This is a genomic window from Pseudomonas sp. HR1, from assembly GCF_030175875.1.
GTDB lineage: Bacteria > Pseudomonadota > Gammaproteobacteria > Pseudomonadales > Pseudomonadaceae > Chryseomonas > Chryseomonas oryzihabitans.
Genome location: NZ_JASNRF010000008.1, coordinates 85,998 through 106,795, shown reverse-complemented (window position 1 = coordinate 106,795; position 20,798 = coordinate 85,998). Strand labels below are relative to the sequence as shown.

Sequence of the window (20,798 nt, the reverse complement as noted above, 5' to 3'; positions counted from 1 at the left end):
GGAACTGTAGTCGAATGATACTCCAGGCTTGGAGTCCTTTGCAGAGGGAGCCGGTATGCTCAGTGGCAAGGTCAAATGGTTCAACAACGCCAAAGGATATGGCTTCATCGTTGCAGATAACAGTGATGAAGACCTATTCGCTCATTACTCGGCCATTCAGATGGACGGTTACCGCACACTCAAGGCGGGCCAGGCGGTCAACTTCAATATCGTTCAGGGTCCCAAGGGCCTGCACGCCGTCGAGATTCGCGCGGCCGAAGTGAGCGCACCCGCCGCAGCGCCAGTCACCAATACCCTCGATGTACGGGATACGGTCAGCTCGGAAGCCTGATCTCACGCCCCTTCGGGGGCGCCATCCCCGCCTTCGCGCCGCTGTCCCTCGCTGTGCCCCAGATCGCGCTCCGGAAACATCAGGTCCCTGACCCGGTTCTTCAGCGTTCTGGCATCGGGAAAGCCGCCATCCCGCTTGCGCTCCCAGAGCACCTCCCCGCCACAGGCGATCTCGAACACGCCACCGGTCCCCGGTAGCAGCGTCACCCCACCCAGATCGGTACCAAAGGTGCTGAGCAGCTCCTGAGCCAGCCACCCCGAGCGCAGCAGCCATTGGCACTGGGTGCAGTAGTGGATGGTGATGACAGGTTTGGCGTTCGCCACGGTACACCTCGCAAGGCCTGGGCTCCCTATAATACGCAGCCCTCGATCCCGTCCGCCATGTGGTCCGTCCTATGCGCCTGTTGCTGCCCGTAGTCTGCCTTCTGCTGTCCGCCCTGGCCTGGGGTGCGCCACCGCCCAAGGTGGGACTGGTGCTGTCCGGCGGCGCGGCCCGGGGGCTGGCGCATATCGGCGTGCTCAAGGCGCTGGAGGAACAGGGCATCCAGGTCGACGCCATCGCCGGCACCAGCATGGGCGCGGTGATCGGTGGTCTCTATGCCGCCGGCTACAGCGCTGAGGAACTGGAACGCATCGCGCTGGACATGGATTGGGGCCAGGTGCTCTCCGACCAGCCGCCACGCAAGGACGTGCCCTTCAGGCGCAAGCAGGACGACCGCGATTTCCTGGTCAAGCAGAAGCTGAGCTTTCGCGACGATGGCACCCTGGGCCTGCCGATCGGGGTGATCCAGGGCCAGAACCTGGGGATGATGCTGGAAAAGCTGTTCGTGCATACCAGCGACACCCGGGATTTCAACCAGTTGGCCATCCCCTTCCGCGCCGTGGCCACGGACATAACCACCGGCGAGAAGGTGGTGTTCGACCACGGCCACCTGCCCCGGGCCATCCGCGCCAGCATGTCGATTCCGGCGGTGTTCGCCCCGGTGGAGATCGACGGTCGGCTGCTGGTGGACGGCGGCATGGTCGACAACATCCCCATCGACGTGGCGCGGGACATGGGCGCGCAGCGGGTGGTGGTGGTCGACATCGGCACCGCGCTGCTCAAGCGCAAGGACCTGACCACGGTGCTGGACGTGCTCAATCAGTCCACCACCCTGATGACCCGCAACAACTCCCAGGCGCAACTGGCGACCCTGGGCAAGCAGGACCTGCTGATCCAGCCGCCGCTGGCCAGCTATACCAGCACCGACTTCAGCGAGGTCAAGGCGCTGATCGATGCGGGCTACCGGGCGACGATGGCCATGGCCGGCGAGCTCGCGGTGCTGCGCAAGGACGCGAAGAACGAACGCACCACCGCGGTGGCGGCCGCGCGTGCGCCCAGCAGCCGCACCCCGGTCATCGACGCCATCCGCATCGAAAACGATTCCAAGGTCGAGGACGAGGTCATCCGCCACTACATCCGTCAGCGCCTGGGCGAACCCCTTAACGTGGAGCGCCTGCAGGATGACATGAGCACCCTCTATGGCCTGGACTACTTCGACCAGGTGGAATACCGCATCCGCCGGGATGGCCCCGGTGACAATGTGCTGGTGATCTACGCCCGCGGCAAGCGCAGCGGCACGGACTTCCTGCGGCTGGGCCTGAATCTGTCGGATGACCTGCGAGGCGACAGCGCCTTCAACTTCGGTGCCAGCTATCGCATCAATGGCCTCAATCGTCTGGGTGGCGAATGGCTGACGCGGGTGCAGATCGGCGATCACCAGGAGCTCTACAGCGAGTTCTACCAGCCGCTGGACGTCGGCTCACGCTATTTCATAGCCCCCTATATCGGCGGCGAGGCGCGCAACATCGAGCAGCTGGAACGCAACGACCCCATCGCCGAATACCGCCGCGAACGCTATGGCTTCGGCCTGAACGTAGGGCGGCAGATCGGCAACAAGGCCGAGATACGCCTGGGCATCGGCCACGACTGGGGCAGCACCAAGGTGCATGTCGGCCCGCGAGAGACACCCGAGGAATCCTTTACCGAAGGCTTCTACGAATTGCGCTATTCGCTGGACGATCTGGACGACGTGAACTTCCCGCGGGAGGGCCAGGATCTGGCCTTGACGCTCAAGCAATTCGATCCGAGCCTGGGCTCGGATTCGCGCTATCGGCAGCTGGATCTGCACCTGAACAAGGCGCTTAGCTACGGCTACAACACCTTCGTGCTGGGTGGCGGCCTGGGCCGCACCCTGTCGACCGACAGCGACACCAATGTGGTGACCAGCAGCTTCCTGCTGGGAGGAGCCTGGCAGCTCTCGGGCTATCGGCAGGACGCCCTGTCCGGGCAGAACTACGGTCTGGCGCGGCTGATCTATTACCACCAGCTCACGCAACGCTCGCTGTTCCCACTGGACACCCCGGTGTACCTGGGTGGCAGCCTGGAGCAGGGGCGGATCTGGAACCGCGACGACGACTACGACAGCGGCAACATCAGCGCAGCCAGCCTGTTCCTCGGCCTGGATACGCCACTGGGGCCGCTCAAGTTCACCTATGGCCTGAGCGACCAGGGCGAGCACGCCTTCTACATCAACCTGGGCAACAGCTTCTGATCAGGCGATGCGGGACAGCAGGATCTCGGCCCGCTCGCGCTGACTGTCGCTGCCCTCGCTGACGATCTCCTGCAGCAACGAGGTCGCGTGCTGGACGTCGCCCTGGTCGAGACAGGCCTCGGCCTCGGCGAACCGCCGGGCGATGGTGTCGGCCATGAAGTGCTCGTCGAGACTCAGGTCCAGCTCCATGACCGCCGGCAACTCGCCCAGGCCTTCGGGGAAGTCGTCCTCGAGGCTGACCTCCAGGGCATCGACCTGCTTCCACCCGGAATCGGCATCCAGCTCCTCGGTCAGGGCAATGGCCTCATCGAGACTGAGGTCGGCCAGATCCAGGTCATAGTGCTCTTCGGTCACCGGGGCAGGCGCCGCCGGCTCGGCGAATTGCAATTCCGCCGACCACTCGCTCGCTGGCGCGTCGAACGCCGGCAGGTCGAGGTCCAGATCATCTTCCAGCAGGGGGTCCACCGGTTCGGCGGACATCCCGGGAAACTGGGCATGCAGCACTGCCAGGCTCGCCGCCACGCCGCCCAGCGCGAGAAAGCGCTGTTCGTGCTGCCGGAACGCCTGGGCCTCGCCCAGGGTGGCCAGTACCCGGAGCAGCAGCAGCCGCAGATCCTGCCGCCGATCGTCTTCGGCGAGACCGCTTTCCAGCACTTCTCGCGCCTGGCCGTAACGGCCATAGGCGATGTAGATCTCCGCACGACCGGCATGATCGTCGACCGGCGCCGAGCTGGCGACGGTCGCCGGCCTGGCCTTGGCAGGCACCGGCTGGGTAGCGGCCAGAACGGGCTCGGGCAGGGGCTCCGCCCTGTCGAGCTGCTCGACCTCGTCCTCCACGTCGACAGCAGCCTCTTCGGCCTGGCGCCGACGCCACCAGAGCACCCCGGCCAGGGCCAGAATGGCCGCGGCGCCAGCCAGCAACAGCGAGCGCAGGGACAGCAGGCCTTCGTCGGCGCTGTCGGACGTGGAACCCACAACGGGTGCCGCCTGCGGCGCTGGCGTTGCAGGTGCCGCGGGGGTGCCTACCGGCGTCGGCGCGGCCAGGGCCACCGAACGCGCCTGCTTCAACTGCTGCTGCAGACCGTCACGGTCCTGCTGAAGCTGTTCGATCATCGCCTCTTTCTGCGCCAGCAGCGCGTCGTAGCGCTCCTGCAGCTGGGTGAGCTGACCCTCCAGATCGCCGACCTGCCGACCCAGGTCCTGGGTCACCAGCAGCGGCTTGGTGTCCTCGGCAGGGCTTGCGGCGGGCTGCGGCGCCGTTACGGGTGGCGCCGCCCCTTCGCTTGCCGGGGCTGGGGCCGCGACGGGCGCTGGTGCGGCTGCCGAGGCCGCGGGTGCAGGTGCCAGCACCGGCGCGGCGGCGACCGGTGCTGCGGGCACCGGGGTGGGCGCCGGCGATGGAGCGGTCTTGGCCACCACGGGTTGCCGCGGCGCAGGCTCGCTGACCCCCACCGGCAGCCGCAGGCGCTGCCCGGCCTTGAGTCGCCCGGGATCGTTGTTGGCGAAGGACGCCGGATTGAGCGCGAACAGATCGGCCATGAGCTGCTCCGCCGACCGGTTCGCCATGGGCCCCAGGCGCTTGGAAATGCTCCAGAGGGTGTCCTTGGGACGCGTCTGGTAGACGCCTTCCCCGGCAGCCAGATCCTGCGAGGGTGCCAGCCCCTGGCGCGGCGCCGAAACGGCTTGTCGAGCCATCGAGCCCGTGGCGGGGGCCGCAGCGGCGGCGCGCGCGGGTGCAGCCTGGACCCGCGCCGGCGCCGTACTGGCGACGCTGGTAGGGGCGCCACCGCTGCGCGGGGGATCCACCAGCAGGGTGAATTCGCGCAGCTGCTTGCCGCCTGGCTGTTCCAGCTGGACGATGAAGCCGAGATAGGGCTCGACCAGCGAGCGCCGCGAGGTGACCTCGATGTAGCTGCCGGCCGCCGTGCGCAGGTGCGGGGTGAACACCAGGTCATCGAGGAACTGGGTGCGGTCCACGCCAGCCTGGGCGAACGCCTCGTTCGCCGCCAGGTGGATGCGGAAGTCCCCGGCATCGGCATCGCCGATATTGACCAGCTCTATCCGCGCGCGCAGGGGCTCGTTCAGAGCGGACTGCAGGGTGATGCCCCCCAGGCCGAGCGCGAACGCCGCTTGAGGAAGAGTGGTCAGCGCGGCGGCCGACAGGATGACAAAGGCAAGGGGACGGCGTTTCGCGACCATGGATACCGCTGCGTCAGGTATTCGAGTAAACCGGTGTTTTAGCGCGGTGGCTCACAAAAATCGCCTCCGCTACGCTGGAACGTAGCATCGATACCGACAGACGGCAAACCGATGGCCGTACGCGCCGAAAAGCCCACCGCGAAGGCGACTGGGCGCGATAGGCGATCCCAGACGCCTCGGCCGAAGCGGGTGTTGATGGCGGCGGGCGCTACCCACGCGGGGCAAGCCGCCAGACGGCAGTCAACCGCGCTCGAGATTGGCCAGGACGCGCTGGTGGACCTGTTGGCAGATGGCGATCTCTTCGTCGTCCAGGCCGCTGAGCAGCTCCTTGCGCAGGGCTTCGGCGATGGTCTCGATCTTCTCGATCAGCGGACCGGCCTCCTGGGTCAGCATGATGCGCTTGGCACGCCGGTCCTCGGTGACCGCCAGGCGCTTGACCAGCCCCTGCTTTTCCAGACCGTCCAGCAGCCGTGCCAGGGTCGGCCCCTCGATGCTGATGCTCTGGGCGAGCTCACGCTGGGTGGGCTGGACGCCCTCCATCCGCGCCAGGTTCAGCAATACCTGCCAACGCGCCTGAGACAGCCCCAGATGACTCAGGCGCCGGTCGAGCTCGGCGCGCCAGGCACGGGACACGTGGAAGATCTGGCGGCCAAACAGGTGTGGATCGGTAGGGGTCATTCAGGCTAAACCTTGTACTTGGATTTTCTCATTATTCTGTTTACCGGCATGGCGGGGCAACCGCCGCGCCTCGCTAGTCCGCCAATTCCGCCTGCAGGGCTGCCCGCACGCAGTACAGCGCACCCGCCGCCACCCGCCCTTCGAAGCGCGCGGCGACCTGGGCTACCGGCGGCAATTCGCCCTCATCTTCGAGGAAGGCATCCTGGATTTCCGCCAGCAGATCCTCCGGCAGGTCCAGCGCCTGTTCCAGGGCGATCTGCTGCCCGGCGATGGCCTCGGCCAATAGTGCATAGACATTCTTTTCCGAGCAATTGAGCTGGCGCGCCGCCTGCTCGGGCGTCATCCCGGCGCGTACCAGGGTCAGCACCTCGTGGCGCACGTCGGCGACCGGCGCGGGCGCGGCGTCGCCGTCATTGAGCGCGTCGAGAAAGGCCTGGCCATAGCGCTCCAGCTTGCGCGCGCCCACGCCGCTGACCCGGCTCATCTCGTCCAGCGAGCTCGGCTGGCTGCGCAGCATCTCCAGCAGGGTGGCGTCGGGGAAGATCACATAGGGCGGCACCGAGTGCTCCTCGGCCAGCTTGCGTCTCAGGGTGCGCAAGAGCTCCCAGCGCTCGCGTTCGTCGGCGCGCACCAACTGGCTGGCGGCACTGGCCGAACCACTGCCACTGCTGCCCCGCCCGCGCTGGGGCTTGGGATCGCGGCGCAATTCGATGCGCACTTCGCCGCGCAGCAGGGGCCGGCAGCTTTCGGTCAGGCGCAGGCCGCCGAAGCCGTCGACATCCACCTCGGCCAGGCCACGGGCGACCAGCTGGCGGAACAGGGTGCGCCATTCGTCTTCGCCGCGGGCCTTGCCCAGGCCGAACACGGCCAGGCGCTGATGGCCGAGGCTCACGATCTTTTCGGTTTCCCGACCGAGCAGGATGTCCACCAGGTGCCCTACCCCATAGCGCTGACCGCTGCGGTAGATGGCCGACAGCGCCTGGCGCGCCGGTTCGGTGGCGTCCCAGGTCTCCACGGTGTCGATGCAGTTGTCGCAATGGCCGCAGGGCTGGGGCAGGTGCTCGTCGAAATAGGCCAGCAGCACCTGGCGCCGGCAGCGGGTTTCCTCGCATAGCGCCAGCATGGCTTCGAGCTTGTGCCGCTCGATGCGCTTGTGGCGCTCGTCGCCCTCGGAGTTCTGCATCATCTGCCGCAGCAGCAGCACGTCCTGCAGGCCGTAGGCCATCCAGGCGTCGGCCGGCAGGCCGTCACGGCCGGCACGCCCGGTTTCCTGGTAGTAGGCTTCCAGGCTCTTGGGCAGATCGAGGTGGGCAACGAAGCGCACGTTGGGCTTGTCGATGCCCATGCCGAAGGCGATGGTGGCGACCATGATCAGCCCTTCCTCGTTGAGGAAACGCTTCTGGTTGGCGGCGCGCACGTCATTGGGCAGGCCGGCGTGATAGGGCAAGGCCGGAAAACCCTGGTTGCTGAGCTGCTCGGCCACCTCCTCCACCTTCTTGCGCGACATGCAGTAGACGATGCCGGCATCGCCGCGACGCTCGGCCAGAAAGGCCAGCAGCTGCTTGCGTGGCGACTCCTTGGGCACGATGCGATAGAAGATGTTGGGTCGGTCGAAGCTGGAGAGAAAGCGCTCGGCCTGCTCCAGGTGCAGGCGGCTGGCCATCTCTTCGCGGGTACGGGAATCCGCGGTGGCGGTGAGCGCCAGGCGCGGCACGCCGGGAAAGTGTTCGGCCAGCTGACCGAGCTGCATGTATTCCGGGCGGAAGTCATGGCCCCACTGGGACACGCAGTGGGCTTCGTCGATGGCGAACAGGGCGATCGGCAGGCGCTTGAGGAAATCCAGCATGCGCGGCTGGACCAGGCGCTCGGGTGCGAGATAAAGCAGCTTGATCTCGCCGCGCTCCAGCTGCGCAGCGACGGCTCGCTGCTGTTCGCCGGTCATGGTGGAGTTGAGCGCGGTCGCCGACACGCCCAGTTCCAGCAGGGTGGCGACCTGGTCGTCCATCAGCGCGATCAGCGGCGAGACCACCACGGCCACGCCGGGCCGCAGCAGGGCCGGCACCTGGTAGCACAGGGACTTGCCGCCGCCCGTGGGCATCAGCACCAGCGCATCGCCACCGCTGGCCACGCGCTCGATGATCCGGGCCTGGTTGCCACGGAACGCGTCGTAGCCAAAGACGTCTTTAAGGATGCGCAGCGCAGGTTCTGACATGAAGCCTCCTCGAATGGAACGGCCATTATACGGATGCCGAGGTCGCTGCGGCGGTGCTTTTCCGTCGGCCGGCGCCGGGCCGTCAGGTTCGACGTGACCGGGGCGCTCGTCTACAATTCCGGCCGTTCTGCCCTTTCGAATCCTTTCCGAGGTAAGTAGCCGATGTCCTTCGCCGAACAATTGACCCGTCTGCGCGATTTTCTCGATGCAGACGATCTGCACGAAGAAGCGCTCGACTACGTAGCCGCCCATGGCTACCTGACCGCCCTGTCCATCTGCCCGGAAGAGGTTCCCGAACGCGAGTGGATCGACGCCCTCTTCGCCGAGCCGCCGCAGTATCGCGACGCCGCCCAGCAGGAGGAGATCGAGCGCTCCCTGGTGCAGCTCAAGGCGCATATCCTGCGCGTGCTGGGCAGTGACGAAGAGCTGGACCTGCCCTGCGACCTGGATCTCGGCCCCGAGCCGGACGACTCCGAACTGCGCGGCTGGTGCATCGGCTTCATGGAAGGCGTGTTCCTCCGCGAAGCCGTGTGGTTCGAAGGCGCCGAAGACGAGGTCAGCGAGCTGCTGCTGCCGATCATGGTGGGTTCGGGTCTGTTCGACGAACAGCCGGAGTTCTCCGAGATCGCCCAGGACCGTCGCCTGGTCGCCGACATGATGGTGCAGATCCCGGAATTGCTGACCCAGCTGTTCCTGCTCTGCCATTCCCCCGAAGAAAAGCCGGCGCTGCTCAAGCCGCGTCACTGAGCGATGGACGAGGCCACCCCCAGACCCCGCCAGCGCAAGGGCTGGGTCCGCTACCTGCTGCTGGGCCTCGGCTGGCTCAGCGTGGCCCTGGGCATCATCGGCGCCTTTCTGCCCTTGCTGCCCACCACGCCCTTCCTGCTCCTGGCCGCAGCCTGCTTCATGCGCAGTTCGGAGCGCTTCTATCTGTGGCTGATCAACCACAAATGGCTGGGGCCCTGGGTCAAGCCCTATCTGGAAGGCGAAGGCATCCCGCTCAAGGGCAAGGTCTACGCCATCGTCGCCATGTGGATCAGCGTGGGCTTTTCCTGCTGGCTGGTGCCCTACGTCTGGGCACGGGTAGCGGCCTTCACCAGCTGCGCGGCGGTGACGGTCTACCTGCTCCGGCAGAAGACCCGGCGCTAGCCGCGCGACCGGCATGAAAAAAGGGCGATCAGTGATGATCGCCCTTTTTTCATGGGAAACGCAGCGGCGCTCAGGCGGCTCTGGCCATGGGGGTCGGCGGTGCCTGATCGGGGACGGTGGGCTCGCCCGGCTCGCTGGGCTGGATGGGCGCCGGATCGGGCTGATCGGGTTCACCGCCAGCACGGGGCATGGCAAGGCTGGCGAATTCGTCGTGCTGGCGGATCGGGAAGCGGGACATGGGGTGACTCCTCTGCTGACTCTCTCTAGGTAGAGTGGTCCGGCACCCGGGTAATTCCCTCAGTCGCGCGGCTCTGCGCCGCCATGATTGCGTGCAAAGGTTTCCGGCCCCATGGCGGCGATCTGGCCGTCGATCAGCGCCTCGAAGGGTGCCAGCAAGGCATCGAAGCGGCGCGGCGCCTCCAGCGCATTCAACGCCGCGACCACGGCCTCCACGGTCGACAGCGCATCCGGCGCCGGGGCCTTGCGCACCCGGTAGCGCGAGGGTGCGCCAGGCGGCAGGGTAAGCCTGGGCAGGGCCGCCAACAGCGGATTGGCGTGCAGCAGCAAGCGCGCCTTGCGCCAGGTGCCGTCGGGAATCACCAGCAGCCGTGGCGCTTTGGTCACGGCAGCAGGCGGCAACAGATCGACCGTGACCGCCTCGGGTCCGGGAAACAGCAGCCAGGCGTCATGGTCAGCGAGCCAGAGCGGCAGGTCGGGAAAGGTCTCGCCAATCTCCAGCTGCGCATTGTCGAGCCCCAGGGCGGCCAGGCGCGCCGTGTTGAGCGGATGGCGCCGCTCGCTGGGATGCTGCAGCAGCAGCACCCGGGTGCGACTGGCCAGGGCAGGAATCAGCGCGCACAGGCAGAGCGACAGGGGACGCTGGCAGCGGGCGCAGGCGGGACGGGACATCAGGGCTTCCGGAGCAAATCGGGGCGGCGATCATACCGGATCGCCGCCGCCCTGCTCCGCCCTAGCGATTGAAGCGCGCGGTGAGATCGTGCAGGTAGTCGGCCATGCCTTCCAGTTCGCGACTCAGTTCCGAGCCGCGACGGGCCTGGGCCGAGCTGTGGTCGGAGAGATCGGCGATGCGGCTGATCTGACGGTTGATGTCCTCGGACACGTGACTCTGCTCTTCCACCGCGGTGGCCATCTGCTGGCTCATGGCGGTGATGAGGCTGACCGAGGCACTGATGCCTTCCAGGGATTCGCGTACCGCTGCCGAGTGACGTTCGCTCTGGCGCGAGGTCTCTTCGCCACGACTGGCGGTGGCCACGGCGCGGTCGGCATTGGCCTGCAGATTGGCGATGATCTGGTGGATCTGTTCGGTGGATTCTCGGGTACGCGAGGCCAGCGAGCGGACCTCGTCGGCCACCACGGCGAAACCACGGCCAGCCTCGCCGGCGCGGGCGGCCTCGATGGCGGCGTTGAGCGCCAGCAGGTTGGTCTGTTCGGCGATGGCGGTGATGACGTCGGCAACGCTGCCGATGCTCTGGGTCGAGTTCGCCAGCTCGCCAACGGCCTGACCGATGTCGCTGACCGCCGCGCCGAGTTCGCGCATGGACGTCAGGCTCTCTTCGGCCTTGTCCCGCCCGGAGTGCACCAGGCTCTCGGCATTGGCGGCGGCCTGGGCGGTCTCCTGGACGTTCTGCGAGACCTCGTGGATGGTGGAAGTCATCTGGGTGATGGCGGCGGCGGACTGGTCGGTCTCGTGGCGCTGCTGATCCAGCAATTCGGCCTCGGACTGGGCCAGCTGGGAGGATTCGCGGGCCTTCAGGCGCACGCTGTCGCCGACATCGGCCAGGCGGGTCAGGGCCGTCTGCAGTCGCGCGGCTTCGCTGTGCAGCGCCAGGTCCAGGCGCGCCGGGGCGCCGCACTGGTCGCTGTAGGTCGGGGCGACCATGGCACTGGAAAACATCTTCGGATGATCGGCGAGGATGCGCTCGATGCTGGCGCGTTGGCGATACAGCTGATGGCCACTGATACCCAGCAGCGCCGCGACGATGAGGACCGCCTGAGACGTGTCATCAAGCAGGAAGTGGCCGCCGAGGATGACGCCAGTGGCTGCCACCGTCGACCAGCAGGCGGCGATGGCGCTGCCCAGGCGGCGAGTCATGGGCACGGGCGCCTTGCCGGCATTGATGCGGGCATAGAGTTCGCCGGCGCGACGGACTTCGCTGGCGCTGGGCAGCGAACGCACGGATTCGTAACCGATTACCCGGCCCTGCTCGAGGATCGGAGTGACATAGGCGCTCACCCAGTAGAAATCACCGTTCTTGCAGCGATTCTTGACGATGCCCATCCACGGCTTGCCTTCCTTGAGGGTCGCCCACATGTGGCCGAACACCGGCGGCGGCATGTCGGGATGACGCACCAGATTGTGCGGACTGCCGATCAGCTCCTCCCGGGTATAGCCACTGATGGCGATGAAGGCCTCGTTGCAGTAGGTGATGTTCCCCTGCAGGTCAGTGGTGGAGATGAGTCGTTCTTCTTCCTTGAAGGTACGGCCTTGCTGGGTGACCGGCAAATTCGTGCGCATGCGGGTGCCTTATCTAGCGGGTTATCTACTCCGTGCGACATCAACCAGTTCAATGGTGGCCAACTGCCGTCACAGGCGCCGACGGTAACCATTTGGTTATCGTCATACTAGCTATCGGCATGTTGCATCTGGGCTTTAAGGATGCGCTGAAAACTCTGGATAAGCGGCTCCTTTCCGCGCCCTCGACGGCTGATGAGGGAGAACGGCGCCTGATAGCCGAAGGTGGCCGGTTGCAGGGCCTTGAGCCGTCCCTGGTCGACCCAGGCGTGGACATAGTGCTCCGGGAGATAGCCAATATAGGCACCCGAGAGAATGAGGATCAACTGCGCTTCCATGCTTTCCACGGTGGCGGCGCTTTCCTTGAAGCCATGGCGAGCCAACTCCGCCTGACTCCAATAGCCGCGTCGCACCATCCGCTGGCGGGTGATCATCTCGGCCGGGATGCGCCGCTCCTGGAACAGTGGATGCCGATCGCTGCAATACAGCCAGTGCTGCTCGCGATACAGCGGCTGGTAGACCACCCCGTTCATACGGGCGGAAAAGGCGCCCACGGCGAGATCCAGCCGTCCTTCCAGGACGCCGAGCTGCAACTCATAGGGGCTGGTCACGGCCAGGTGCAGATGCACGCCGGGATAGTCATGGGTATAGCGGCCGATCACCTGGGCCAGCGGCAACGCCGGTTCGCTGGACAGCGAATCCAGCACGCCGAGGTTGAGGGTGCCGCTCAGTTCGCCCCTGAGGGTGGTGGCATAGCGTTCGAAGCCCTCGATCTCGCCCAGGATGCGCAGGGTTTCCTGATGGAAGAGTTCACCCTTGCTGGTCAGGGCGAAACCGCCCCGGCCGCGATGACAGAGGGTGACGCCGAGCTGACCCTCCAGCTGGCTCATGTAGGTGCTGATGGCCGAGGTGGACAGGTTCAATTCCTGCTGCGCCGCGGCGAACCCCTGGTGGCGGACCACGCAGGCGAACAGCTTGAGCAGGCGGATGTCGTGGAGGGCATTGGCCATGGCGGACTCCGGTGGACGCAGCCCGGCAGTCTAGCCATTAGTTCAGAAATCTCTGAAGTGATTTTTTGTCCGGGCCGATTCTTCAGCCGCCATCGGCTTTGCACAATCGGGACATCACTACGACGAGGATGACCCGTGGAAAAGATCCTGCACCAGCCGCTGGGCGGCAACGAGATGCCCCGTTTCGGCGGCATCGCCAGCATGCTGCGACTGCCCCACCTCGCCTCCCCTCAAGGCCTCGATGCCGCCTTCATCGGCATCCCGCTGGACATCGGCACCTCGCTGCGCTCCGGCACCCGCTTCGGTCCGCGCCAGCTGCGCAGCGAATCGGTGATGATCCGGCCCTACAACATGGCCACCGGCGCGGCGCCCTTCGATTCCCTGAGTGTCGCCGACCTGGGCGATGTGGCCATCAATACCTTCAACCTGCTCGATACGGTGCGCCTGATCGAGGCGCATTACGACCAGGTGCTGGAGCACGATGTCATCCCCCTCACCCTGGGCGGCGATCACACCCTGACCCTGCCGATCCTGCGCGCCATGAAGAAGAAGTACGGCAAGATCGGCCTGGTGCACGTGGATGCCCACGCCGACGTCAACGAGCACATGTTCGGCGAGAAGATCGCCCATGGCACCACCTTCCGCCGCGCGGTGGAGGAAGGCCTGCTCGACTGCGACCGGGTCGTGCAGATCGGCCTACGCGCCCAGGGCTACGCCGCCGACGATTTCGACTGGTGCCGCGAGCAGGGCTTTCGGGTGGTGCAGGCCGAGGAATGCTGGCACAGATCGCTGACGCCGCTGATGGCCGAGGTGCGCGAGCGAGTCGGGGGCGGACCGGTGTATCTGTCCTATGACATCGACAGCATCGACCCGGCCTGGGCGCCAGGGACCGGCACGCCGGAGATCGGCGGCCTGACCACCATCCAGGCGCTGGAGATCATCCGCGGCTGCCGTGGCCTCGAGCTGGTGGGCTGCGACCTGGTCGAGGTCTCGCCGCCCTATGACACCACCGGCAATACCGCGCTGCTCGGTGCCAACCTGCTCTACGAGATGCTCTGCGTGCTGCCGGGGGTCGCCTACCGCTGACGCTCCAAGGTGCGGCGACCCGCCATGATGGCCGCCCACCCGCTGTCTTTTCGCTGCCGAACACCGGCGGATCGCCTGGTCCGCCGACAACAAGAACGCGGGTCCGGCCTGCGTATAACCGTGTCGAGGCGTCATCCATGGACCATCATGACGGCATCACCCGTATCGAAACCTTTGGCGTCGAGCAGATTCCCGACCACGAACGCCATGCCACCCCCTTCGACCTGTTCCGCCTGATCTTCGGCGGGGCCAACACCTTCGCCACCGCCGTGCTCGGCAGCTTTCCGATCCTGTTCGGCCTATCCTTCCAGGCCGGGGTGCTGGCCATTGCGAGCGGGGTCCTGTGTGGCGCCCTGATCCTCGCGCCCATGGGGCTGTTCGGCGCGCTCAACGGCACCAACAACGCCGTCTCCTCCGGTGCCCATTTCGGCGTCCACGGCCGTATCGTCGGCTCCTTTCTCTCGCTGCTGACCGCCATCGCCTTCTTTTCGCTGTCGGTCTGGAGTTCCGGCGATGCCCTGGTGGGCGGTGCCCAGCGCCTGGTCGGACTGCCGGAAAACGCGCTCAGCCTGGGGCTGGCCTACGGGCTGTTCGCCGTGCTGGTGCTGACGGTGTGCCTCTATGGCTTTCGCTTCATGCTGTGGGTCAACAAGATCGCCGTGGTCAGTGCCAGCCTGCTATTCCTGCTCGGCATCCCGGCCTTCGCCGGCAGCTTCGACGCCGGTTACGCCGGCACCCTGCAAGCGGGTCAGCCGGGCTTCTGGGCAGCCTTTGTCGGCGCGGCCCTGGTGGCCATGAGCAATCCGGTGTCCTTTGGCGCCTTTCTCGGCGACTGGTCGCGCTACATTCCGCGGCAGACGCCCCGCCTGCGCATCCTGCTGGCGGTGATCGCGGCCCAGGCCGCCACCCTGATCCCCTTCCTGTTCGGCCTGGCCACCGTCTCGCTGGTGGCGACCAGGGCACCCGACTACATCGCGCAAAACAACTATGTGGGCGGTCTGCTGGCCATCGCGCCTACCTGGTACTTCCTGCCGGTATGCCTGCTGGCGATCATCGGCGGCCTGTCCACCGGCACCACCGCGCTCTATGGCACCGGCCTGGATCTCTCCAGCGTACTACCCCGGCTGCTGACCCGGGTATGGGCGACCCTGCTGATCGGGCTGGCGGCCATCGCCTTCATCTTCATCGGGCGCTTCAGCTTCAACCTGGTGCAGAGCGTCTCCACCTTTGCCGTGCTGATCGTGACCTGCACCAGCCCCTGGATGGTGATCATGATCCTCGGACTGGTGGTCCGCCGCGGCTTCTATTGCCCGGACGATCTGCAGGTGTTCACCCGCGGCGAGCAGGGTGGCCGCTACTGGTTCCACCATGGCTGGAACTGGCGCGGCATGGGCGCCTGGATTCCCAGCGCCCTGCTCGGCCTCGCCTTCGTCAATCTGTCCGGTCAGTTCGTCGGGCCCCTGGGTGAACTGGCGGGCGGCATCGACCTGAGCCTGCCGCTGGCCCTGGGCAGCGCCGCCCTGCTCTATCTGCTGCTGCTCCTGCTGTTCCCGGAACCGGCGGCCGTCTATGGCCCGACCGGCCCCCGACGCCCCAGACGCAGTCGTGCCGGCACCTCGCTCCCGGGCATCCGCGCCGCCTGATACCTGAACCCTGTCGCGGGGTCGGTGCGCCCGAGCCTGTCTAGTCCTGCAAGAGACTCCGTCATGCTCCTGGATATTTCCGTCGTTCTGGCCTACGCCCTGGCCATGCTTCTGCTCGGCTGGTACGGCATGCGCCGCGCCCGTAATCAGGAAGAATTCCTCGTCGCCGGTCGCAACCTCGGCCCGGCCTGCTACCTGGGCACCATGGCCGCCACGGTGCTGGGTGGCGCCGCCACCGTGGGCACGGTGCGCCTGGGCTACGTCCACGGGCTGTCCGGCTTCTGGCTGTGCGCCATGCTGGGTGGTGGCATCCTGGTGCTCAATCTGTTTCTCGCCAAACCCCTGCTGAAGTTGCGCATCTACACCGTGACCCAGGTGCTGGAAAGGCGCTATACGCCCCTGGCCCGGCAGGCCAGCGCCGCCATCATGTTCGTCTATGCGCTGATGCTGAGCGTGGTCTCGGTGCTGGCCATGGGCACGGTGATCCAGGTGCTGTTCGAGCTGCCCTTCTGGAGCGCCATCCTGCTCGGTGGCAGCGTGGTGGTGATCTATTCCAGCATCGGCGGCATGTGGTCGTTGACGCTGACCGACATCGTCCAGTTCGTCATCAAGACCGCGGGCCTGATGTTCGTGCTGCTGCCGATCTGCCTGACCCGGGTCGGTGGCTGGGATGCCTTGGTGGCCAAGCTGCCGGCCAGCGCCTTCGCCCTGACCACCCTCGGCTACGACACCATCTTCACCTACTTCCTGATCTACTTCTTCGGCATCCTCATCGGCCAGGACATCTGGCAGCGGGTCTTCACCGCGCGCAGCGAAGGCGTGGCGCGCGTGGCGGGCAGCCTGGCCGGCGTCTATTGCGTGATCTACGGCCTGGTGGGCGCGCTGATCGGCATGTGCGCCCGGGTGCTGCTGCCGGATCTCGCCGACGCCAACAACGCCTTCGCCGCCATCGTCCGCAGCGCCCTGCCGGACGGCATTCGCGGCCTGGTGATCGCCGCTGCCCTGGCCGCCATGATGTCCACCGCCAGTGCCGGTCTGCTGGCCGCGTCCACCACCCTTACCGAAGACCTGCTGCCGCGACTGCGCGGCGGCCGGGCCTCGACCCTGGGCATGGCCCGGTTGTTCACCCTGCTCACCGGTCTCGCCGTGCTCGCCATCGCGCTGCTGGTCAATGACGTCATCGGCGCCCTGACCTTGGCGTACAACCTGCTGGTAGGTGGCATCCTGGTGCCGCTGCTGGGGGCCATCCTTGGCCGCGCGCCACCACGGCGGGTGCCCTGGCCAGCATGCTGCTGGGTTCCGGCGCGGCCATCGTCTTCATGCTCAAGGACGGCCTGGAGGCCAATACGCCGATCTATTTCAGCCTCGGCCTGAGCCTGGTCAGCTTCGTGGTGGTAAGTCTGCTCACGGCGCGCTCCCAGGTGGCGGCGCGGGCCGCCTAGCTGACCGAACTGCGCGTCCGCTGCACCGCCTGAACCTCGCTCAGGATCAGGCCGCTGGCCGGGCGCATCGGCATCCGGGCCAGGTCGATGCGCAGGTCCTGGGTCGGTATCTGGTAGGTCATGTCCTGCAGCAGCAGGCGCAGGGCGGAGGTCATGAGCTCCAGGGCGATGCCCTCGCCCGGACAGCGGTGCTGGTGGGTCACTTCACCGCCGCCCTGGGGTACGAAGGCGGCCTCCGGAGGCTGTTCTGCGAGAAAACGCGTGGGATCGAACACCTCGGGACGTGACCAGCTGCGCGGATCGCGGTTGGTGCCATAGAGATCGAGCAAGACCCGCGTGCCGCGGGGAAAGGCGACGCCGTGCCACTCGAAGCTCTCCCGTACCCGCGCTACGGTGAAGGGAAAGAAGGCGTAGAAGCGTCGTACCTCCTGGGCAAACGGTACCCGGGCAGCGGGATCGGCTCTCAGCCGTTCGCGCCAGGCCGGCTGCTTGTACAGCGCCAGGGCGGCGAAGGTGGAAAAGCGTGCCACGGCCACCGTCGGCCGCAAGACATTGAGCAGTTCCACCGCGGCCACCCGCCGCGACAATGGCTGGCCATCCGCTTCCCGGTGCTGAGCGATCAGCGCCAGGGCGCTGCCGGCAGGCGCCGGCCGCTGACGGGCCTGCTCGACCTGGCGACCGAGCCAGAGCTCCAGCCGCTGTCGAGCGCGACGGGCGCCCAGGTTGCCCAGACCCACGCGGCCACCGCCCTCGATCAGGGCGACCAGCTCGGCACTGCGCTGCCCTTCCTCCTCCCTGTCCAGGGCGACACCCGCCCAGTCGCAGACCGCGCGGGTATAGAGGCGATGCAATTCGTCCAGCAGGACGATCTCGCCGCGGCTCTGCCAGCTGGCCAGTCTGGCGCGCCACTCCTGTTCCGCCCGGGTCACCAAGACCTCCACCCGCGTCGATCGGGTGATGTCGACGAAGAGTGCCTTGCGCTGGCGATGGGCCGCCCCGTCCAGGCCCTGGACGCCGCCTTCGCCGAAGAGCGTCTTGCGCAGCTGACGAGGCGCAGCATCCACCCGGCTGAAGCGCTCTTCGCGATAGAACAGTTCGACCGCCGCCGGGCCGCGCAGGCAGAGGGTGGGCTGCAGCAGCAGGCGCGTGGCGAAGACATCGCTTTCCAAACGTTCACAGCGATTGCTGATGAAGGCATAGCCCTCGCGTAGCAGTGCCAGGCTCGAATCGAAGGCCGGGAGCTTGGGCAGGATGGACATCGGAGAGGCTCCAGGGTAGCGGAAAGACCTGCTCGTGGGACCGCCGGCAAGCGGCGCCGGTGCCGCCGTTGCGCTTGCGGTTTTTGCCAGCGAAGCCGCGCCGACACGGGATCGCTGCGCTGGAACGGCAGCGCTCGAATGCCGGTCCATGCTGCTGGGATCGCCGTCGCGATGCTCCGCTTTCCGCACAAGGCGCTCGTGTTTGAACACCACCCGCTGCTCTCGTCTGCAACTCGCCCTGCTGCTGATGCTGGCGCTACTGACCCTGACGCTCGGCTGGGCACCCAGCGACCGTCTCACCTGGATGATCGAGCAGCTGCTGGTGATCGCTGCGCTGGCAGGCGTCGCCCTCGTGCAGCGGCGCTTCCAGCTGTCGGCCAGCGCCAGTCTGCAACTCTGCGGCTTTCTGGTGCTGCACCAGATTGGCGCTCACTACACCTATTCCCAGGTGCCCTACGAGGAGGCCTGGCAGGCGCTGACCGGCTTTCGCCTGGACGAGGCGCTGGGCCTGCAGCGCAATCACTACGACCGGCTGGTGCATTTCGCCTACGGCCTGCTGCTGGCGCGCCCCGTTCGCGAGGTGGTCCAGGGCCTGAGCGGCCTGCGTGGCTGGCGGAGCGCCTATGTGGCCCTGGAATTCGTGCTGGCCTCCTCGGCCGGCTACGAACTGATGGAGTGGCTGGGCGCCGACCTGCTCGCGGAAGACGCCGGGGAGGCCTTCGTCGGCGCCCAGGGCGATCCCTGGGATGCGCAAAAGGACATGGCCCTGGCCTTTCTCGGCGCCCTGCTCTCCCTGGGTTGCCGCCATAGCTGGCCCGGACGCCGCAGGACTAGTCAGGGCCCTGGCTCGGCCTAGCGGGCCATTACGGGTTCCAGCGCCTCCAGCCAGCAGACCACCGCGACGGCGCCGCCATCGGGAATGCCGCGGGCGCGCTCGCCCAGGTAGCTGGCACGGCCCTGGGCCGGCAGCATCTCGGCGGTGGCCTCGGCGCCCTCACGGGCAGCGGCCAGGGCTGCGGCAAAGGCCTGCGTCGGGCTGGCGCCCGCCAGGGCACCGGCCAGCAGGGCATCCGCGGCCGGGCGCAAGGCATCGAGCATGGTGCGCTGGCCCGGCTGGGCGCCACCCAATTCGGCCAGGGCCTGGACGCCCCCGTCGAACGCCTCGGCCCACTGCGCAAGGGTCGGACGTTCCACCCCATCCAGCACCTGGGCGGCGCGAACCAGGGCGCAGGCATAGAAGGGGCCGGAGCTGCCGCCAATGGCCCGGCGCAGCGCCTGACCGGTGGCGGCCAGGGCGCTGGCCGGGGTATACCAGGCACTGGCCGGCAAGGCGCGCATGGCTTCGGCGCCCCGGGCCAGGCTGGTGCCCAGGTCGCCATCGCCGGCGCGACTGTCCAGATCGGTGAGGCGGGCTTCGTGGGCCAGCAGGCTGGCGATGACGGCATCTGCCGCCGCCTGCAGCCGCGCGGCCAGGGGACCGGGGGTGCGAGGGATCGTTTCGGCTGCCGCCGCGGGTGCGGGCAACAGCGTGGGCGCCGCCGGGACCCGGCCGTCACCCGGCCAGGCTCGCGCCTGGGTCGGCGCATCGAGCAGCGCCAGGCACGCCTCATCCACTGGCATCAGCGACAGCGAACAGCCGGGCATGTCCAGGGCGCTGAGGAAGGTGCCGGTCCAGGCGCGTTCCACTACCAGTCCCCGCTGGCGCAGCTGACTCAATGCCGCCCGCGCCACCAGGGCGAGTTCCAGCGGCGGCGTCGCGCCCAGGCCATTGACCAGCAGCGCCAGGCGCGTGCCCTCTGGATAGCCGCCGTCTTCGACGAGGGTATCCAGCAGCCGCGCCACGGTGGCGTCGGCGCCCAGCCGGGGGCCGCGCTCGACGCCCTGCTCGCCATGGATGCCGAGGCCCCACTCCACCTCGTCGTCCGCCAGCTGGAAACCCGGATGCCCCACCGCCGGCACGGTACAGGCGCCCAGGGCCACGCCCATGCTGCGCAACTCGGCGCTCGCGGCGCGGGCCAGGGCGGCCACCTCGTCCAGGGGTCGTCCGGCGGCGGCTGCCGCGCCCGCGAGCTTGTGGATCAGCACGGTGCCCGCGATGCCCCGGCGCCTTTCCGGCGCCACCGTGTGGCGCAGGGCCGCGTCGTCCGCCACCAATACCGTCTCGACCGGAATGCCTTCGCTGCGCGCCAGTTCGGCGGCCAGGCCGAAGTTGAGACGGTCGCCGGTGTAGTTCTTGACCACCAGCAGGGCGCCGGCAGGACCAGCCGCGGCCCGGATCGCGGCCAGCACGGCATCCACGCTCGGTGAGGTGAAGACGTCTCCCGCCACCGCCGCGGTCAGCATGCCCTCGCCGACATAGCCGGCATGGGCCGGTTCGTGGCCGCTGCCGCCGCCGGAAATTACCGCCACCGGGCGCTCGCCCGTCGCGGCCAGGGGCTGGCGCAGGATGACCTGTTCCTCGGCCAGCAGGGCCAGGCCGGGATCCAGGCTGACGAGACCTTCGAGCAGTTCGCGAACCACGGTGGTGGGGCTATTGATCAGCTTCTTCATCGGGGACTCCTGAGGGCGAGAGGTCGCCGCAGTATGGCACGGGGTCCCGCGCCTGCCTGGCAGCGACCTGAACGGCCGACTGACAGGCGCGCAACGGCCTTCCGCCGGACCGG

17 protein-coding genes and 2 pseudogenes are annotated in these 20,798 nt (G+C 67.5%); 8 read left to right on the top strand and 11 right to left on the bottom strand.

Going from position 1 to position 20,798, the window contains the following annotated elements; all coding sequences use genetic code 11:
- The first annotated feature begins 55 nt into the window (after nucleotides 1-55).
- A complete protein-coding gene (cspD, locus tag QKY98_RS22070; protein ID WP_007162297.1) occupies nucleotides 56-331 on the top strand; it encodes a cold shock domain-containing protein CspD in 276 nt (91 codons plus the stop codon).
- A 2-nt stretch (nucleotides 332-333) separates the two neighbouring features.
- On the opposite strand, the gene QKY98_RS22065 is transcribed toward cspD, so the two are convergent.
- Nucleotides 334-654 carry an Rdx family protein gene (locus QKY98_RS22065; RefSeq protein ID WP_044342334.1) on the bottom strand — a complete coding sequence of 107 codons (321 nt, stop codon included), beginning with the start codon at nucleotides 652-654 and terminating at the stop codon, nucleotides 334-336.
- 71 nt (nucleotides 655-725) lie between these two features.
- On the opposite strand from QKY98_RS22065, the gene QKY98_RS22060 reads away from it, so the two are divergent.
- Nucleotides 726-2,924: a patatin-like phospholipase family protein gene (locus tag QKY98_RS22060; RefSeq protein WP_284671601.1), complete on the top strand. Its 2,199-nt coding sequence runs from the start codon at nucleotides 726-728 to the stop codon at nucleotides 2,922-2,924.
- Here the strand turns inward: QKY98_RS22060 and QKY98_RS22055 are convergent, their stop codons facing one another.
- The 3 genes from QKY98_RS22055 to recQ all read right to left on the bottom strand — a co-directional run bounded on the left by QKY98_RS22055 (nucleotide 2,925) and on the right by recQ (nucleotide 8,013).
- Nucleotides 2,925-5,123, bottom strand: coding sequence for a FimV/HubP family polar landmark protein (locus QKY98_RS22055; protein ID WP_284671600.1), 2,199 nt, complete (start codon nucleotides 5,121-5,123; stop codon nucleotides 2,925-2,927).
- 240 nt (nucleotides 5,124-5,363) lie between these two features.
- On the bottom strand, nucleotides 5,364-5,801 hold the full coding sequence (locus tag QKY98_RS22050; protein WP_284671599.1) for a MarR family transcriptional regulator: 438 nt from the start codon (nucleotides 5,799-5,801) through the stop codon (nucleotides 5,364-5,366).
- 73 nt (nucleotides 5,802-5,874) lie between these two features.
- The gene (gene recQ / locus QKY98_RS22045; protein ID WP_284671598.1) at nucleotides 5,875-8,013 is read right to left on the bottom strand and encodes a DNA helicase RecQ; all 2,139 of its coding nucleotides are present in this window, start codon (nucleotides 8,011-8,013) and stop codon (nucleotides 5,875-5,877) included.
- A gap of 162 nt (nucleotides 8,014-8,175) precedes the next feature.
- Between recQ and QKY98_RS22040 the strand changes: the two genes are divergently transcribed.
- Both QKY98_RS22040 and QKY98_RS22035 read left to right on the top strand, forming a co-directional pair.
- Entirely contained in the window at nucleotides 8,176-8,760 is a 585-nt protein-coding gene (locus QKY98_RS22040; RefSeq protein WP_284671597.1) for a UPF0149 family protein, read from the top strand.
- Between the two features lie 3 nt (nucleotides 8,761-8,763).
- On the top strand, nucleotides 8,764-9,162 hold the full coding sequence (locus QKY98_RS22035; protein ID WP_007162290.1) for a YbaN family protein: 399 nt from the start codon (nucleotides 8,764-8,766) through the stop codon (nucleotides 9,160-9,162).
- A 70-nt stretch (nucleotides 9,163-9,232) separates the two neighbouring features.
- Here QKY98_RS22035 and QKY98_RS22030 read toward each other — a convergent pair whose 3' ends face one another.
- The 5 genes and pseudogenes from QKY98_RS22030 to QKY98_RS22015 form a co-directional block, all read right to left on the bottom strand.
- The gene (locus tag QKY98_RS22030) at nucleotides 9,233-9,400 is read right to left on the bottom strand and encodes a hypothetical protein (RefSeq protein ID WP_007162289.1); all 168 of its coding nucleotides are present in this window, start codon (nucleotides 9,398-9,400) and stop codon (nucleotides 9,233-9,235) included.
- Between the two features lie 59 nt (nucleotides 9,401-9,459).
- Nucleotides 9,460-10,071, bottom strand: coding sequence for a tRNA-uridine aminocarboxypropyltransferase (locus QKY98_RS22025; protein ID WP_007162288.1), 612 nt, complete (start codon nucleotides 10,069-10,071; stop codon nucleotides 9,460-9,462).
- Between the two features lie 61 nt (nucleotides 10,072-10,132).
- Complete coding sequence (locus QKY98_RS22020; protein ID WP_502945100.1) at nucleotides 10,133-11,275, bottom strand: methyl-accepting chemotaxis protein; 1,143 nt, start codon at nucleotides 11,273-11,275, stop codon at nucleotides 10,133-10,135.
- 93 nt (nucleotides 11,276-11,368) lie between these two features.
- A pseudogene (locus QKY98_RS24100) lies at nucleotides 11,369-11,698 on the bottom strand (PAS domain-containing protein); the annotation flags it as partial.
- Between the two features lie 107 nt (nucleotides 11,699-11,805).
- Nucleotides 11,806-12,705 carry a LysR family transcriptional regulator gene (locus QKY98_RS22015; RefSeq protein ID WP_044342329.1) on the bottom strand — a complete coding sequence of 300 codons (900 nt, stop codon included), beginning with the start codon at nucleotides 12,703-12,705 and terminating at the stop codon, nucleotides 11,806-11,808.
- A 135-nt stretch (nucleotides 12,706-12,840) separates the two neighbouring features.
- Here QKY98_RS22015 and speB point away from each other — a divergent pair, with 135 nt between their 5' ends.
- The 3 genes and pseudogenes from speB to QKY98_RS22000 all read left to right on the top strand — a co-directional run bounded on the left by speB (nucleotide 12,841) and on the right by QKY98_RS22000 (nucleotide 16,876).
- Complete coding sequence (gene speB / locus QKY98_RS22010) at nucleotides 12,841-13,791, top strand: agmatinase (RefSeq protein WP_027601158.1); 951 nt, start codon at nucleotides 12,841-12,843, stop codon at nucleotides 13,789-13,791.
- A 137-nt stretch (nucleotides 13,792-13,928) separates the two neighbouring features.
- Complete coding sequence (locus tag QKY98_RS22005; RefSeq protein ID WP_284671595.1) at nucleotides 13,929-15,434, top strand: purine-cytosine permease family protein; 1,506 nt, start codon at nucleotides 13,929-13,931, stop codon at nucleotides 15,432-15,434.
- Nucleotides 15,435-15,497: 63 nt separating this feature from the next.
- Nucleotides 15,498-16,876, top strand: a pseudogene (locus tag QKY98_RS22000) (sodium:solute symporter family protein).
- On the opposite strand, the gene QKY98_RS21995 reads toward QKY98_RS22000, so the two are convergent.
- Nucleotides 16,873-18,135 (bottom strand): cytochrome P450, encoded by a 1,263-nt coding sequence (locus QKY98_RS21995; RefSeq protein ID WP_284671594.1) that lies wholly within the window; start codon nucleotides 18,133-18,135, stop codon nucleotides 16,873-16,875. The pseudogene QKY98_RS22000 and the gene QKY98_RS21995 overlap by 4 nt on opposite strands.
- A gap of 202 nt (nucleotides 18,136-18,337) precedes the next feature.
- Between QKY98_RS21995 and QKY98_RS21990 the strand changes: the two genes are divergently transcribed.
- Nucleotides 18,338-18,991, top strand: a complete 654-nt coding sequence (locus QKY98_RS21990) for a DUF2238 domain-containing protein (protein WP_284671593.1) — start codon at nucleotides 18,338-18,340, stop codon at nucleotides 18,989-18,991.
- Here the strand turns inward: QKY98_RS21990 and QKY98_RS21985 are convergent.
- Nucleotides 18,988-20,685, bottom strand: a complete 1,698-nt coding sequence (locus tag QKY98_RS21985; RefSeq protein WP_284671592.1) for a dihydroxyacetone kinase family protein — start codon at nucleotides 20,683-20,685, stop codon at nucleotides 18,988-18,990. The genes QKY98_RS21990 and QKY98_RS21985 overlap by 4 nt on opposite strands.
- Between the last annotated feature and the right edge of the window lie 113 nt (nucleotides 20,686-20,798).